The organism is Microbacterium oxydans (assembly GCF_000956405.1).
GTDB classification, from domain to species: domain Bacteria; phylum Actinomycetota; class Actinomycetes; order Actinomycetales; family Microbacteriaceae; genus Microbacterium; species Microbacterium oxydans_C.
Genome location: NZ_JYIV01000027.1, coordinates 337,794 through 353,696, shown reverse-complemented (window position 1 = coordinate 353,696; position 15,903 = coordinate 337,794). Strand labels below are relative to the sequence as shown.

Here is a 15,903-nt window from a genome sequence, read left to right as displayed (position 1 = left end):
CCGTACCCGTCGCGCCCGTACCCGTCGCGCCCGTGCGCTCCCGTCGCACTTTCTGTCGCATGGAGCCGCCCGGAGCGACAGAAAGTGCGACGGGAGCGAGTCGGGAGGGCGTCAGAGCTTGCGGCTGCGGGGCATGAGGCGAACGGGCGGGAGTGGCGGAGCGGGGATGCGCACGTCGTGGCCGGCCACGATCCCGAAGCGGTCGGACGCCGCCTCCCACTGCTCGCGTGCCTCCACGATCTCGTCGTGCGAGCGGCCGGCGAAGTTCCACCACATCACGATGTCCGCCTCGAAGGGCTCGCCACCGAGCAGGAAGAGCAGTGCGCCGTCGTCGCTCGACACCTCGATCTCATCGCGCGAGTCGCCCAGGTAGAGCAGGGCGTTGCGATCGAGCGGATGCTGCGCCACCACGGCGTCGCCCTCGACGAGCATGAGCGCGTGCTCCCAGTCCGAACGCAGCGGCAGGCGCACACGGGAACCGGGGGCGAGCACGATCTCCGCTCCCACGATGGGGGTGTGCACCGTGGCGGGGGAGTGCGTCCCCGCGAAGTCGCCGAGCACGACGGTGGCCTCGGCGTCGGAGCCCTCATCCGCCCGAAGTATGACCGCCGGCAGCTCGGTGTGCCGCTCGAAGCCCGCATCGCCGTGTCGGCTCGACTCGGGAAGCACCACCCAGAACTGCAGCGCGTCGAGGGGCACCGGCTCGTCGCCGACCGAGTACTCCGAGTGCGAGATGCCGTTGCCGGCCGTCATGAGGTTGAGCTGTCCACGGCGCAGGTCCGCGTCGCTGCCGAGCGAGTCGCGGTGCCGGATCTCTCCCACGAGCGGCCAGGTCACGGTCTGCAGCCCGATGTGCGGATGCGGTTCGACCCGCATCTTCGTGTCGGCGGGGCCGAACCGATCGAGGAAGCACCACGCCCCGATCGTGGGGAGGTTGCGATGGGGAAGCGCTCGCAGCACGTTCATGCCGCGCACTCCGCCGAGGGGCACTTCGCGCGGCTCGATGAGCAGGCGGTGCTGCCCGATCATTCCGCCCGGCCCGTCGGGTCCTCGCCCGCGGATCCGGCAGATCCGGACGGGGACTTCGGCCAGCGGATCTCGGCACCGGGAACATCGTGCGTCTCGAGGTACTTCGCGATGTACGGGCACAGGGGGACGATCGCCTCACCGCGCCCGACAGCATCCGCCAAGGCCTCGGACGCGAGCGTGCCCGCCAGTCCCTGGCCCTGGAACGCCGGGTCGATCTCGGTGTGCAGGAAGCGGATGGATCCGGGGCGCAGGTCGAACGCCGCGAAGCCGGCGAGCACGTCGTCGGAGCGGATCTCGAAGCGCGAGTCTTCGTCGTTGCGGGTCACGGTGATGTCGGTCATCGGCTGCTCCTTCGAACGGATGCCTCCAACCTACGCCCCGTGTGCGGGGTCGGGCCCGGCGGAAACCCAGACCGTCGGCTGCAGCTCCGGCGCGTCGGAACACGACACTCCGAATGGACGGCGGGTGGTCTGGGTTTCGGCAGCAGGCCGACGCGGGTTGTGGATGACGCACAGCCGCCGTCAGCAGGGGTGGTTACGCTGGAGGGATGCCGCAGACTCCCCGTGACCCGTACGCGGATCTGCCGTACGCCGACGAGCCCTACGACGACGGCTGGGAGGCCTCCTACCCGCCGGAGCCGATGGACTGGGAACCTCAGGGCGCGGGCTTCGAGCCCCCTCTCGACTGGGGGCAGGGCCCGGTCACCCCCGTAACTTCTTCCCCCACCGTGCGCCCGCCGGTCGAGCGCCGCGCGACGCCGAGCCGCTACGCCACCGCGCGCGAGGCGCTGCACACGGTGTTCGGGTACGACGACTTCCGCGGCGATCAGGCCGACATCGTCGAGCAGGTCATCGCGGGCGGAGACGCCGTGGTGCTGATGCCGACCGGTGGCGGGAAGAGCATCACGTATCAGGTGCCGGCGCTCGTGCGCGAGGGCACCGGCCTCGTGATCAGCCCGCTCATCGCTCTCATGCACGACCAGGTCGACGCGCTGCGGGCGAACGGTGTGAAGGCCGCCTACCTCAACTCCACCCAGGCGATCGATGAGCGTCGCGAGGTCGAGAGGGCCTACGTCGCCGGCGAGCTCGACCTCATCTACGTGGCACCGGAGCGTCTCTCGAACTCTCACACCACGGCGCTGCTCCAGCGCGGGACTCTCAGCGTGATCGCGATCGACGAGGCGCACTGCGTGTCGCAGTGGGGACACGACTTCCGCCCCGACTACCTGGCCCTCGGCGACCTGGGTGAGCGGTTCCCCGGGGTGCCGCGCATGGCGCTCACAGCGACGGCCACGGCAGCGACGCACAAGGAGATCACCGAGCGTCTGCGCCTCGACGGCGCGGCGCACTTCGTGGCGAGCTTCGACCGCCCGAACATCCAGTACCGCATCGTACCGAAGGTCGATCCGCGCAAGCAGCTCGTCCAGTTCATCCGCTCGCAGCCGGAGGGCGCGGCGGGCATCGTGTACGCGCTCAGCCGCAAGTCGGTCGAGCAGACGGCCACCTATCTCACCGCCCAGGGGTTCGACGCCCTGCCGTACCACGCGGGTCTGCCCGGCGAGGTGCGCGCCGCGAACCAGGCGCGCTTCCTCCGCGAGGACGGCATCGTCATGGTCGCCACCATCGCATTCGGGATGGGCATCGACAAGCCGGACGTGCGCTTCGTCGCGCACGTCGATCTACCGAAGTCCGTGGAGGGCTACTACCAGGAGACCGGGCGTGCCGGTCGAGACGGCGAACCCTCGGTGGCTTGGATGGCCTACGGACTCGGCGACGTCGTGCAGCAGCGCAGGCTCATCGATCAGAGCCCGGGTGATCGCACGTTCAAGATGCGGATGGGGCAGCACCTCGACGCCATGCTCGCGCTGTGCGAGACCGTGGAATGCCGCAGGCAGAACCTGCTCGGCTACTTCGGCCAGGAGTCGCAGCCGTGCGGCAACTGCGACACCTGCCTCGACGACACGGAGACGTTCGACGGCCTCGTGCCCGCGCAGAAGCTGCTGTCGACGATCGTGCGGTTGAAGCGGGAGCGCAATCAGGCGTTCGGCGCCGGTCATCTGATCGACATCCTCCGCGGAGCTTCGACAGAGCGCATCAGGCAGCAGGGCCACGACAAGCTCGCGACATACGGCATCGGCGGCGACCTCTCCGATCAGGATTGGCGCAGCGTCGTCCGTCAGCTCCTGGCCCGCGGCATCCTGGTCGCGCAGGGAGACTACGGCACCCTCGCTCCCGGTGAGCAGGCGGCCGGAGTGCTGCGTGGCGAGACCGCTGTCCCGCTGCGCAAGGACACCATCGGGCGTCCGACCTCCTCGGGGCGTGCCCGCAAGGCCAGCGCCGCCGATGCCCTGGACACGGGGGACCGGCCGCTGTTCGAGGCACTGCGCGCATGGCGGGCCGAGACAGCGCGGGAGCAGGGCGTGCCCGCGTACATCGTGTTCGGAGATGCGACTTTGCGTGCGCTCGCGGAACACCGCCCGAGTTCACTCGCCGATCTCGACGGGATCACCGGCATCGGAGCGAAGAAGCGCGAAGCGTACGGCGAAGGCGTTCTCGCGGTGATCGCCGGCGCCTGAACCCGGCGCCTGAACCCGGCGTCTGGCCTCGGCGTCTGAACCCGGCGCCTGAGCCCGGCGCCTGAACCCGGCGTCTGAGCTCGGTGCACGAGCGCGGCGCGATCTCGGGGGCATGCAGGCGGGCGACGCCGACGCTGATCGCCGCGCCTGGAGCCGCGCACAGCGCACCGGATGCGGAGCGCAGTGCCGTCTCAGCGCCGAGGCAGCACGTCGTCGAGATGGGCCCGCAGGTGCGTGGCGATGTCGACCCTTTCGCGGTCGTACAGCCATTGGTACTGGAGACCGTCCCACATCGCGATGAGCCAGCTGGCTTCGTGCACGGGATCGCGGTGTGCCGGCAGGTCGCCGTCGACCTGAGCGAGGCGGAAGAGCTCGGTGAAGTAGTCGAGGGCGTTCGCGAACCGCATCGTGAAGTAGTCGTGCGCGGGGTGTGCGACGGGGACCGCCTCGCACGACAGCACCGCGTAGACCTCGATCAGTCCCGGTTCGTCCCGCGCGCTGAGCGCAGCACCGTCGGGGATGCTGCGCAGCACCGTGGCAGCCGAGGCGGCGCTCGTGAACATCTGGTTCTCGTTGATGGCGCTGTCGCGTTCGGTGAGCACGGCGCTCAGCAGCAGCTCCTTCGACGCGTAGTGATGCAGCAGCGTCGACTTCGACACTCCGACCGCGGTGGCGATGTCCTGCAGGCTGGTGTCGCCGTAGCCGTCACGGGCGAACAGACGCATCGCGTCGGAGAGGATCTGTGCGCGCCGCCGGCGTCCGACTGCATAGCCGGGGTCCGCGTCGGTGTCGGCGAGGGTGGTGGCGCGCAGCCGGGGGAGGGGATCGGAGGGAGCAGCGGCATCGGGAGAGGCGTCGTCGTCGGGGTCCCGCCACCCGTGAGGCAGCGCCCACAGGTTCTCGCGCTCCTCGAGCATCTCCACCACGTCCACCCGATCGGGAAGGTACTGCGAGAGCAGCTGCAGTCCGTCCCAGCCGGCCGTATGCCGGACGGCCTCGCCGTCGACGTCGCGATCGGCGGCGACGACTCCGTGGTATTTGGCGTCTTCGAGCACGTCCGTACTCAGCGCGCGGATCCGACAGTAGCGCTCGCGCATCCGCTCGTGCGCGGGGTGGCCGGGGGCCGAGGCTTCCCCTGTGAGTGCGGCGAACAGCTCGAGGTAGCCGGGAGTGCGTGCATTCCGCTCGGCGATGCCGGCGAAGACCAGCTCCCCCGGCTCGGAGGCGGCCGAGATCGCGCTGAACACGGTCTCGTTCTCGGTTTCGAGCTCGGCGACCACCTCGCCGAGCAGATCGTCCTTGGAGGCGAAGTGGCCGAGGAGCCCTGGATGACTGACGGAGGCGGCCGCGGCGATGTCGCGCAGCGAGGTGGATCGGTAGCCGCGGGTCACGAACAGATCGTGCGCCGCGCTGAGGATGCGCTGCCTGGTCGCGACGGCGCGCGAGTGACGGGTTCCGGTCGCCGTCATCGTCATCGCATCCTCCGTCATCACTCTATCCTCGCTCATTACCAGACGGTCTAATTTGACTTACCAATCGGTCGAGATTGGTGTACTGTCATGCCAGAACCGCATCGCCCGAAGATGTGCGGTGAATCGAAAGGACTGTCATGACAGAGCTGTCATCCGCCGCCAACGCGGCCGCGGTGGGCACCACGGGATTCAAGGCCCCCGGGACCACGCCGCCCAAGACCCCGCGCGGCTACACCCCCGGCCTCGCCGCGGTGAACTTCGGTGTCTATCTGGCGCTTCTCACCCCGGTGATGGTGTCCATGGCTTTCAAGATCCAGCACATCGACCCCGTGAACACCGAGGGAAGCCTCGGACTCGTGATGGGCGTCGGCGCGATCTTCGCCCTCGTCGCGAACCCTCTCGTCGGCAGACTCTCCGACCGCACGACCTCGCGCTGGGGCATGCGTCGTCCGTGGATCCTGGGCGGCGCCGTCGTCGGCCTCGGCGGGTTCTTCCTCATCGGCTCCGCGAACTCCGTCTGGATGGTCCTGCTCGCCTGGTGCCTCGTGCAGACCGCGATGAACGCCGTGCTCGCGGCGGCCAACGCCACCCTGCCCGACCAGGTGCCGGTCACCAGCCGCGGCAAGGTGTCGGGGATCATCGGCATCACGACCCCGATCGGCATCCTCGCCGGCAGCTTCCTGGTGAACTTCCTCCCCGGTGACTTCGAGCGCTTCGTCGTGCCCGGCGTGATCGCGCTGATCCTGGTGATCGTGTTCGTCCTGATCCTGAAGGACCGCCGCCTCACCGAGAAGCCCGCCGAGAAGTTCACGATCGGGATGTTCTTCGGCTCGTTCGTGTTCAACCCGCGCAAGCACCCCGACTTCGGATGGACCTGGCTCACCAAGTTCTTCGTGATGTTCGGCTATGCCGGCATCGCCACGTTCCTGCCGCTGTACCTGGTCACCAAGTTCGGCCTCGACGAGCAGGGTGCGGTCGGCGTCATCCTCGCGGCCAACCTCGCCTCGATGGCGGCGATGGCGATCTCCTCCCCGCTCGGCGGCTTCCTCTCGGACAAGATCGGCAAGCGTCGTCCCTTCGTCGCCGTCGCCGGCGTGATCATGGTGGTCGGTCTGGTCATCCTCGCCATCGCCCCCGACGTCACGACCGTCATCATCGCCCAGGCGATCATCGGTCTCGGAGCCGGATCGTTCCTCTCCGTCGACCTCGCCCTCGCGACCGAGGTGCTGCCCAACCCGGATGACGTGGCGAAGGACCTCGGTGTGCTGAACATCGCCAACGCCCTGCCGCAGTCGATCGCTCCTGCCATCGCGCCGGGCATCATCGCCATCGGAGCAGCCACGCCGCTGGGCGGCTACACCACGTGGTACCTGTTCGGCGCGCTCGTCGCGCTGGCCGGCGCCGTGCTCGTCTACCGCATCAAGGGAGTCAAGTGACCATGACCGAGACCACCATCGCGCGCCCCTGGCTCGACACCGACCTCTCGGTCGACGAGCGGGTGCAGCTGCTGCTCGACGCCATGACCATCGAGGAGAAGGCAGGGCTCTTCTTCCACACCATGATCGCGATCGGCGACCTCGAAGAGCCCAACCCGGTGTTCGCGACGCCGTCGGCCCGAGAGTTCCTCGAGTCCAAGCAGATGACGCACTTCAACCTGCTGGGTGCCGCGCCCACCGGTCGGGAGATCGCCGCCTGGCAGAACGCCCTGCAGCGGCTCGCGGCGTCCACGCGCCTCGGCATCCCGGTGACGCTCTCCACCGACCCCCGGCACTCGTTCAGCGAGAACCCGGGAGCGTCGATCCTGGCCGGGCCCTTCTCGCAGTGGCCGGAGACTCTCGGGCTCGCAGCCACCCGTGACGAGGAGCTCGTCGAACGTTTCGCCGACATCGCCCGCCAGGAGTACACGGCGGTCGGGCTGCGTGTGGCTCTGCACCCGCAGGTCGACCTCGCGACCGAGCCGCGCTGGGCCCGTCAGACGGCGACCTTCGGAGAAGACGCCGAGCTGTCGGGAAAGCTCGGCGCCGCCTACATCCGCGGATTCCAGGGGGAGTCGTTCGGCTCCGGCTCGGTATCGACCATGACGAAGCACTTCCCGGGTGGCGGGCCCCAGAAGGACGGCGAGGATCCGCACTTCCCGTACGGTCGTGAGCAGGTCTATCCTGGCGGCGAGTTCGAGCTTCACCTGAAGCCGTTCGAGGACGCGCTCGCCGCGGGCACCCGGCAGATGATGCCGTACTACGGGATGCCCGTCGGCACGGAGTACGAGGAGGTGGGCTTCGGCTTCAACAAGTCGGTGATCACGGGCCTGCTGCGTGAACGGTACGGCTTCGACGGCCTGGTGTGCACCGACTGGGGCCTCATCAGCGACTCCGAGATCTTCGGGCAGCCCTTCCCTGCTCGGGCATGGGGCGTGGAAGACCTCACGCCTCGCGAGCGGATGAAGAAGGTGCTCGATGCGGGCGCCGATCAGTTCGGCGGTGAGGCGAACCCGGAGCTGCTGCTCGAGCTCATCGCCGACGGTGAGGTCACCGAGGCGCGGCTGGACATCTCGGCGCGACGCATCCTGCGTGAGAAGTTCGAGCTCGGACTGTTCGAGAACCCATACGTCGACGAGGACGCCGCCGATGAGATCGTGGGCCGTGCCGACTTCCGTGCCGCGGGGGAGGACGCCCAGCGCGCGTCGATCACGGTGCTCGCGAACGACGGCTCCCTGCCCTTCGCGCGCGGCCTGAAGCTGTACGTCGAGGGCATCAACGTGGATGTGGCCGAAAAGTTCGCGGACGTCGTCGAGACGCCTGCCGAAGCCGATCTGGCCGTCATCCGGCTGCAGGCTCCGTTCGAGGAGCGCGCGACCATGTTCGAGAACTTCTTCCATGCCGGTTCCCTCGACTTCCCGGACGACGTGATCGCCCATGTCCGCGAGGTCGCGGCCGCCGTGCCCACCGTGGTCGACGTCCTCGCCGACCGCCCGCCGATCCTGACGCCGCTCGCCGAGGTCGCGGCAGCGATCACGGTGAACTGGGGTGCGTCCGGCGCGGCACTGCTGGACGTGCTCAGCGGTACGTTCCCCGCACGGGGGCGACTGCCGTTCGACCTGCCACGGTCGATGGCGGCCGTCGAGGCCTCGCGTCCCGACGTGCCGTTCGACACGACCGACCCCCTGTTCCGCTTCGGTCACGGGCTCTCGCTGTAGTACCGAGGGCACTCGCGAAACGCCTCGCAGCCTCCGGCCGCGGGGCGTTTCGTCGTGCCATCGAGCCCCCGATCGCGGAGTCGATGTCGGGAGATGGCGAAGTGTCTCGGCCGATGACGGTGGCGGAAAAGTTCTCTGGACGAATGCTGGACATCGCGTCCGGTATCCCGTAATACTGTCCTCAACATCGCTCGGCCGACTGACGTCGACCCGTGGGGGGGCCATGTGACGCGGAAGATCGCATCACACGGGAGTAGCGAATGGAATTGCAGGAGAGGACTCTGCGGCGACGCAGGGCAGCAGGAGGGGGCATCGCCGGCGTCACCGTCGGTGCGGTGATCCTCGCGAGTGCACTGGCGCCGACAGCGGCGAATGCACTGGACGCGGCGAATCCGAACGATCCGTCGGTCGCGCAGGGGCAGATCATCCAGCTGCCGGCCGCGCTGCTCGGCGGACTCGACATCGCCGCGCTCGGTCACACGCTGACGAGCAACCCGGCTGCCCCCGGGGCGGAGCTCGGCGGCCTGAACGTCGGACTGCTCGAAGCGCTCAACATCGACGTCGGCACCCTGAACGTGCCGCTGCTGACCGACGGCACCACGCCGGGTCTGCTGCGGCTCGGTGACCTGGGCGCCGCGCAGAGCTTCAGCTCCTCGCCGACCCAGACCCAGTCGATCGCCTCGTCGGGCACGATCACCTCGGGTGGGGCGATCGACACCGGCGCCATCGACGGCAGCTCGAACCCCGGCACCCTCGAACTCACCGACCTCTTCGACCAGCTCGCCGTGGCCGGCCTGACCGATGCGGTCCTCGACCAGGCTTCGGTCGGCATCGGCGCGCTCGCGTCGCGCGCCGAGTCGAACGCCGGAACGGTCACGTCCCAGTACCGCATCGCCGACCTGAACCTCGATCTGCACAGCAGCCTGGTCGCCGGACTCTCCGGCACTCTCGCCTCCGCGATCCAGGGCACGGTCACCCCTGTGAGCAATCTCACCGGGCCCGGTGGGGCGCTGACCGCGCTCACCACCACGATCGTGAACACGATCAACGCGATCCCGGATGTGCCACTCGTCGCGGCCTTCACCGCGACCGGCGGAACCGTCGCGATCGCGGGGCTGGACACGGTCGGCCAGACCGTGGCGACCCAGGTGCTGCAGACCCCCGTCGAGAACACGACCGGCTCGGTGCTCGTCGACCTGAGGACCGGCACGGTCTCGGTCGATCTCGCCAAGATCCTGGTCGAGACGGGCGCGGGCGCGAACCTCAACACCCTGCCGGCGAACACCCCCGTGCTCTCGGCCACCACGATCTCCGCCATCCAGCAGGGGATCACCTCCGCGCTCACCGGCACCCATCCGAACAGCCTCAACGGCAAGGTCTCCACGATCCTGAAGTCGACGCTCGACGCCCTCCAGGTGACGATCACGGTGGGCGTCGCCCTCACTGTGCCGCTCACCGGAACGCCGCTCGTGTCCGGCGATGTCTTGGTCAAGGGTTCGCTGGCGCAGTTCGCCGGCACCGCCACTCCGCTCCCCGCTGTCACGACCGACATCACCCTCGCCGGCCTCAACATCGGCGTGCTCCTGAACCCGGTGATCGCGACGGTGACGAACGCGGTGGCCACGACCACGGGTCCGCTCGTGAACACCGCGTTGAACAGCGTGATCCCGCTCGTGCAGCCGGCACTCGCCGCCCTCACGGGTCCCGTGCTCAGCACGCTCGACCCCGTGCTCCAGGGTGTGCTCTCGAACATCGCGACCATCACCATCAACGAGCAGCCGGCGACGGGAGACATCCCGGGCGGCAGCTTCACGGTGCGCGCGCTTGGAGTGAACCTGCTCCCGGCCGTCGGCGGCGGGGTCTCTCTCGACCTCGGTTCCTCGACGGTCAAGGCCGCCGCGGCAGCCGTCGCCGCCATCGACGCGGCCGCGACGGTCCAGGCAGGCACGAACCTGCCCGTCACCGGCTCCGGCTGGCCCGCGAACACCCAGGTGTCCGTGCAGGTCACTGCGCCGGGTGGAGCGAACGTCGGCGGCCCCGAGCCGGTGACGACGGATGCGTCCGGTGGATTCACACTCTCCTACCCGGTACCCGCCTCGGCGACCCCCGGGACGGGATACACCGTCACGGCCACGGCCGGAGCGGTGACGGCGACCGACACGACGGAGGTCACGGCAGCGGCGACCGTGGATGCGGCCCCCGCCGTGCAAGCGGGTACCGATCTCGCCGTATCCGGAACCAACTGGCCTGCGAACACACAGGTCTCGGTGCAGCTGACCGCACCGGGCGGCGGAAACGTCGGTGGCCCTGGCGTCGCGACCACCGACGGCTCCGGGACCTTCACACTCGCGTACCCGGTTCCGGCCGGCATTCCCGCAGCCACCGGTTACACCGTGACGGCGTCGGTGGGCACGCAGACGGCGACCGACACCACCGAGGTGACGGCCGCCCCCGTGGCCGCGGTCGACGCCGCGCCCACGGTGCAGGCGGGCACGAGCCTCCCGGTGACCGGCTCGAACTGGCCGGCGAGCACCCAGGTGTCCGTGCAGCTGACGGCTCCGGGCGGCGGCCCGAACGTCGGCGGCCCGGTCACGGCGACCACGAATGCCTCGGGTGGTTTCACGCTCGACTACCCGGTTCCCGCTTCTGCGGCTCCGGGCGCGGCGTACACCGTCACCGCGACCGCAGGGGCCATCACGGCGATCGACACGACCGAGGTGACGGCCGCAGCGGCGGTCGACGCGGCGGCGACGGTGCAGGCGGGCACGAGTCTTCCGGTGACCGGGACGAACTGGCCGGCGACCACCCAGGTGTCGGTGCAGCTGACCGCTCCCGGTGGCGGGAGTGTCGGCGGTCCCGTGACGGCGACGACGGACGCCTCGGGCGGTTTCACGCTCGACTACCCGGTGCCTGCCTCGGCGACGCCCGGTGCGGGCTACACGGTGACGGCGACCGTCGGCGCTCAGACCGCGACCGACACCACAGAGGTCACGGCGGCCGCGGCGGTCGACGCGGCGGCGACGGTGCAGGCGGGCACGAGCCTTCCAGTGACCGGTACGAACTGGCCGGCGACCACCCAGGTCTCGGTGCAGCTGACCGCTCCCGGTGGCGGGAATGTCGGCGGTCCCGTGACGGCGACGACCGACGCCTCGGGCGGTTTCACGCTCGACTACCCGGTGCCGGTTTCGGCGACGCCCGGTGCGGGCTACACGGTGACGGCGACCGTCGGCACCCAGACCGCGACCGACACGACCACCGTGACGGCTGCGGCCACGGTGGACGCGGCGGCGACGGTGCAGGCGGGCGATGATCTGCCCGTCACCGGCACGAACTGGCCGGCGAACACGCAGGTCTCGGTGCAGCTGACCGCACCCGGCGGCGCGGCCGTCGGTACTCCGCGCACGGCCACGACCGGTGCGCTCGGTGGCTTCGCGCTCGACTACCCGGTTCCGGCCGGTACTCCGGCGGGCACCGGCTACACGGTCACCGCCTCAGCCGGTGCGCAGACAGCGACGGACGCCACGGAGGTCACCGCGGCTCCCGTCGTGCTCGATGCCGCAGCCCAGGTTCCGGCGGGCAGCAACCTCGCGGTGACCGGCTCCGGCTGGCCCGTGAGCTCCTCGGTCTCGCTGCAGTTGACCGCCCCGGGCGGAGGCGCGAACGTCGGCGGTCCGGTGACGGCGACGACCGATGCGTCGGGAGCCTTCACGGCGAACTATCCCGTACCAGTCGGCACAAGCCCCGGAACCGGATACACGCTGACTGCCACCTCGGGTGCCGTCACCGCGACGGACACCACCGAGGTGACGGCTCCCGGCGGCCCCTCCGATGTGAACACCAACGCCGCCGCGTCGGCGTCGGCCTCGGCGGATGCGACCGCGGACGGCGACCCGTCGGCCCAGGCCGCCGCGCAGGCTGCTGCGCTGGCCGACGCGACCTCGTCGGCGTCGGCAGCTGCGACCGCTGACGCGACCGCGGCCGCCCAGGCGGCGGCGACGACCACGGCGTCGACGACAGCGTCGACCGACGCGACGTCGACGGCCAACGCCTCCGCGGCCGTCGCAGCCCAGGCCGCAGCGCTGGCTGATGCCTCGACCAACGCGAACGCCGCCGCCTCGACGGCAGCGCAGGCGAACTCGGCGGCGTCCTCGGAATCGGCAGCGACGTCCAACTCGTCCGCCAACGCGTCCGCGCAGGCCTCGACCAACGCCAACGCGGCTGCCTCGGCATCCGCTTCCGCGAACGCCGATGCCACCACCGCGGCCGTCGCCGAAGCGTCCGCGCAGGCGGCAGCGTTCGCGGACGCGACGGCGGAGGGATCGGCGGCGGCCGACCCGGCAGCGGACGCCGCATCGCAGTCGGCGGCCACGGCGACCTCGTCCACGGCGGCGACGGCCGATGCCACCTCGGCAGCGAACGCCGGTGCGGCAATCGCGGCCCAGGCCGCAGCCCTGGCCGACGCCACGACGAACACGGCGGCTGCGGCCACCGCGACGTCGGATGCCAGCACGAGCGCGGCGGCGAACGCGAGCGCGGCGGCGATCGCGAACGCCTCGACCGACGCCTCCTCGGACGCGGTCGCCTCGGCCGATGCCTCGGCGGAGATCAACACCAACGCCTCGGCGTCGGCGGCGGCCTCCGCGCAGGCCGACGACGACAGCAACGCCTCGGCTGAGGCGGCGGCAGTGGCCGCGGCACTCGCGAACGCCACCAGTCAGGCATCCGCTGCGGCCGACGTGTCGGCCAATGCCGCAGCCCAGGCGGCGGCGACCACCGATGCCTCCACGGATGCCTCGACCACGGCCACCACGGCGGCGAACGCCTCCGCAGCGGCGGCGGCTCAGGCGGCGGCGCAGAACGATGCGACCTCGACGAGCGCGGCGAACGCCTCGGCTGCGGCCGATGCGGATCCGAACGCCTCTGCTGCTGCAGCGGCCAACGCGTCGTCGTCGGCGACGGCATCGGCATCGGCTGCGGCCGACGCCTCAGCCGAAGCCACCGCTGCCGCATCCGCATCCGCCACCGCGAGTGCTTCGGCGGACGCGGCAGCCGACCCGACGGGGAACATCGCGATCGCGCTCAAGTCTCCGGTCCTGGCACGCGGACAGCAGCAGACCGCCGTCGGAACGGGATTCAAGCCCGGAGAGAGGGTCACCGGTGTAATGTCCTCCGACCCTCTCGCGCTGGGCAGCCAGGTCGCGAACGCGCAGGGGACGGTCACCTTCACGTGGACCATCCCCACCGCGACCGACCTGGGATCGCACACCGTGACGTTGACCGGGGCGACCTCGGGCAGCGTATCGGCTTCGTTCCAGGTGGTGGCCTCGGGTCTGGCCACGACCGGTGGACAGGTGCAGGGCGGATGGATCGCTCTGGCCGCACTGCTCCTCATGCTCGGCCTGGGCACGATGAGGCTCGCGACATCCCGACGGCGACTGATCCAGACGGAGTGATCGCGATGCAGGAACGCTGAGTGGTCGGGACCGTTTCCCCACGGCGGTCCCGACCCCTCGGCGGTAAGGAGGGAAGTGAATGAGCACCACACTCGAGTCCGAACCGGTATCCGATGCGGCGGTGTCGGATCCGTCAGCCGCCGTGCGTCCACGTCCGACGTGGTGGGTGAAGCTCATCGCCTTCGCGGCCTGCCTCCTGACGCTGTGGCACATCGGCGCGTCGTTCCTGTGGATAGCGCCCTACTCGGCGTTGCGGGAGATCCCCACGCAGCAGGTCCTCGCCGGGTACATGCTGCCGATGTTCGGTCAGTCCTGGAGCGTGTTCGCACCGGAGCCCATCAACGGCGACTACCACTTCAACGTCCGCGCACTCATCGAGAAGGACGGCGAGCAGGTGGAGACTGGGTGGGTGAGCGCCACCGACGTGGAGCTCTCGATGATCCGGTACAACCTGTTCCCGCCGCGGGCCGGCATCCAGTCGAGCGAGGTGGCCAGCGGACAGATGAACGCCTACAACAAGCTGAACGCCGAGCAGCAGGCCGTCATCGGCCTCGACTTCATGAAGGACGACTGGGAGGAATGGATGGTGCGCTCCTTCGACGAGCTGCAGGGCGATGACAAGCCGTCGACGGAGGCCTACATGGCGGAGGAGCACCTCTCGACCGCGTACGCGACCCAGGTGGCCTACGCGATCTGGGGAGCGGATGCGGTCGTCGCGGTGCAGTACCGCGTGAGCCGCCAGAACGTCGTCCCGTACAAGGACCGCAACGACCCCGGCGCGCAGCGCCCGGACCCGACGTTCTCGACGACCGGATGGCGTCTTCCCATAGAAGAGGAAGGGCAGAGTCGCGAGAACTTCGCGAACACCTTCCGCGGCCAGTTCGAGAGGATCCAGCCGTGAGCGCGCCCGTCAAGACCGCGGACCGCCGGAAGGACGCTAAGAAGAAGGACTCCGCGCCGCGGAGCACCATCACCGCGCCGGCCCCCGTGTCGGCGCCGCCCACACCGCCGCGTGAGCCGGCCCCCGCCCCGGCGAGCACCGTGCCGCCACGGTCGTTCGTCACGCGGCTGCTGACCTTCGTGTCGTCGATGATCGGCGGTCTCTGGTCGATGGTGCTGTCGGCCATCGACCGCATCTCGGCGTTCGTCGGCGACTGGCTCTTCCACGGGAAGAAGGCGCTCTACGGACTCGCGGTCACGCGCATCCTCTTCGGACTCACCGCGATCGGACTGCTGATCTCGAACTTCAGCACCCGGCTCTACACGTTCGGATCGGGGTCGGCCTGGAACGGCGAGCTCGCAGAGCCGGTGAGCGAGTTCCCCAGGATCTGGGTCTTCAGCGCGTTCCACGCCGCGATGGGGAACGATGCGCTCTACACGGCGCTCTACCTTCTGCTCGGAGTGCTCGCCGTGCTGTTCGTGCTCGGATGGCGCTTCCGGATCGTGCTGCCCATCTTCTTCTGCCTCTGGGTGGGGTTCATCGAGGCCAACGACATGGTCGGCGACCAGGGCGACAACATGTTCCGCATCGCGCTGCTGCTGCTGTTCTTCGCCGACCCCGCGGCACGCTGGTCGCTGGATGCCCGGCGTCGGGCGAAGTCGGGGGAGTGGTTCGCCCCGAACAGCCAGCCGGCGCTGCTGGGAACCATGTTCCACAACCTGGCACTCGTGGCTCTCACGGCGCAGGTCTGCTTCGTCTACGCCTCCGGCGCTCTGTACAAGGCAGGCGGCGCGCCGTGGGAAGAGGGGTACGCGGTCTACAACCCGCTGCAGACCGCCCGGTTCGGCACCTGGCCGGTGCTGAGCGACCTCGTCACCACGTGGGGTCCGATGGTCACCGTCGCCAGCTGGGGTTCCATCATCCTGCAGGTGGCGTTCCCGCTCATGCTGCTCACCCGTCCCACGCGGTTGATCGGACTGCTGGGCATCCTCTCCTTCCACATCGGCATCGCCGTGCTCATGGGCCTGCCGTGGTTCTCGCTCACGATGATCGCGATCGATGCGATCTTCATCCGCGACCGCACGTGGGCGCGGTTGAGCGCGGGGACGAAGCGGCGGTGGCGGGAGGCGGGAGCACCACCACCCACCCCGCCGGGAGACGCGCTGCCGGCCCGGACTGTGGTCTGACGACAACGCGACCGGGAGATGTCCCCGCCGGGCATTGGAGGAAGTAGACAGGGC

The 15,903-nt window shown here is 69.8% G+C and carries 9 protein-coding genes; 6 read left to right on the top strand and 3 right to left on the bottom strand.

Annotation, left to right across the window (positions count from 1 at the left end):
* Positions 1–111 precede the first annotated feature (111 nt).
* Both RN51_RS12395 and RN51_RS12390 read right to left on the bottom strand, forming a co-directional pair.
* Positions 112–1,029: a pirin family protein gene (locus tag RN51_RS12395; protein ID WP_045264321.1), complete on the bottom strand. Its 918-nt coding sequence runs from the start codon at positions 1,027–1,029 to the stop codon at positions 112–114.
* Positions 1,026–1,370 carry a GNAT family N-acetyltransferase gene (locus RN51_RS12390; protein WP_045264320.1) on the bottom strand — a complete coding sequence of 115 codons (345 nt, stop codon included), beginning with the start codon at positions 1,368–1,370 and terminating at the stop codon, positions 1,026–1,028. Before RN51_RS12390 ends, RN51_RS12395 begins: the two co-directional genes overlap by 4 nt.
* 206 nt (positions 1,371–1,576) lie before the next feature.
* On the opposite strand from RN51_RS12390, the gene recQ reads away from it, so the two are divergent.
* A complete protein-coding gene (recQ, locus tag RN51_RS12385; protein WP_045264319.1) occupies positions 1,577–3,604 on the top strand; it encodes a DNA helicase RecQ in 2,028 nt (675 codons plus the stop codon).
* 191 nt (positions 3,605–3,795) lie between these two features.
* Here recQ and RN51_RS12380 read toward each other — a convergent pair whose 3' ends face one another.
* A complete protein-coding gene (locus tag RN51_RS12380) occupies positions 3,796–5,094 on the bottom strand; it encodes a TetR/AcrR family transcriptional regulator (protein ID WP_231579293.1) in 1,299 nt (432 codons plus the stop codon).
* 119 nt (positions 5,095–5,213) lie between these two features.
* Between RN51_RS12380 and RN51_RS12375 the strand changes: the two genes are divergently transcribed.
* The 5 genes from RN51_RS12375 to RN51_RS12355 all read left to right on the top strand — a co-directional run bounded on the left by RN51_RS12375 (position 5,214) and on the right by RN51_RS12355 (position 15,849).
* Positions 5,214–6,512: an MFS transporter gene (locus tag RN51_RS12375; RefSeq protein WP_045264318.1), complete on the top strand. Its 1,299-nt coding sequence runs from the start codon at positions 5,214–5,216 to the stop codon at positions 6,510–6,512.
* A gap of 2 nt (positions 6,513–6,514) precedes the next feature.
* On the top strand, positions 6,515–8,269 hold the full coding sequence (locus RN51_RS12370; protein WP_045264317.1) for a glycoside hydrolase family 3 protein: 1,755 nt from the start codon (positions 6,515–6,517) through the stop codon (positions 8,267–8,269).
* A 260-nt stretch (positions 8,270–8,529) separates the two neighbouring features.
* Positions 8,530–13,722, top strand: a complete 5,193-nt coding sequence (locus tag RN51_RS12365; RefSeq protein WP_045264316.1) for a choice-of-anchor G family protein — start codon at positions 8,530–8,532, stop codon at positions 13,720–13,722.
* 79 nt (positions 13,723–13,801) lie between these two features.
* The gene (locus tag RN51_RS12360) at positions 13,802–14,623 is read left to right on the top strand and encodes a DUF5819 family protein (protein WP_045264315.1); all 822 of its coding nucleotides are present in this window, start codon (positions 13,802–13,804) and stop codon (positions 14,621–14,623) included.
* On the top strand, positions 14,620–15,849 hold the full coding sequence (locus RN51_RS12355; RefSeq protein ID WP_045264314.1) for an HTTM domain-containing protein: 1,230 nt from the start codon (positions 14,620–14,622) through the stop codon (positions 15,847–15,849). Before RN51_RS12360 ends, RN51_RS12355 begins: the two co-directional genes overlap by 4 nt.
* Positions 15,850–15,903 lie beyond the last annotated feature (54 nt).

Excerpts from the sequence above, each read along its gene's own strand:
- RN51_RS12395 (WP_045264321.1), bottom strand. The coding sequence starts at position 1,029 with ATGATCGGGCAGCACCGCCTGCTCATCGAGCCGCGCGAAGTGCCCCTC.
- RN51_RS12390 (WP_045264320.1), bottom strand. The coding sequence starts at position 1,370 with ATGACCGACATCACCGTGACCCGCAACGACGAAGACTCGCGCTTCGAG.
- recQ (WP_045264319.1), top strand. The coding sequence starts at position 1,577 with ATGCCGCAGACTCCCCGTGACCCGTACGCGGATCTGCCGTACGCCGAC.
- RN51_RS12380 (WP_231579293.1), bottom strand. The coding sequence starts at position 5,094 with ATGACGGAGGATGCGATGACGATGACGGCGACCGGAACCCGTCACTCG.
- RN51_RS12375 (WP_045264318.1), top strand. The coding sequence starts at position 5,214 with ATGACAGAGCTGTCATCCGCCGCCAACGCGGCCGCGGTGGGCACCACG.
- RN51_RS12370 (WP_045264317.1), top strand. The coding sequence starts at position 6,515 with ATGACCGAGACCACCATCGCGCGCCCCTGGCTCGACACCGACCTCTCG.
- RN51_RS12365 (WP_045264316.1), top strand. The coding sequence starts at position 8,530 with ATGGAATTGCAGGAGAGGACTCTGCGGCGACGCAGGGCAGCAGGAGGG.
- RN51_RS12360 (WP_045264315.1), top strand. The coding sequence starts at position 13,802 with ATGAGCACCACACTCGAGTCCGAACCGGTATCCGATGCGGCGGTGTCG.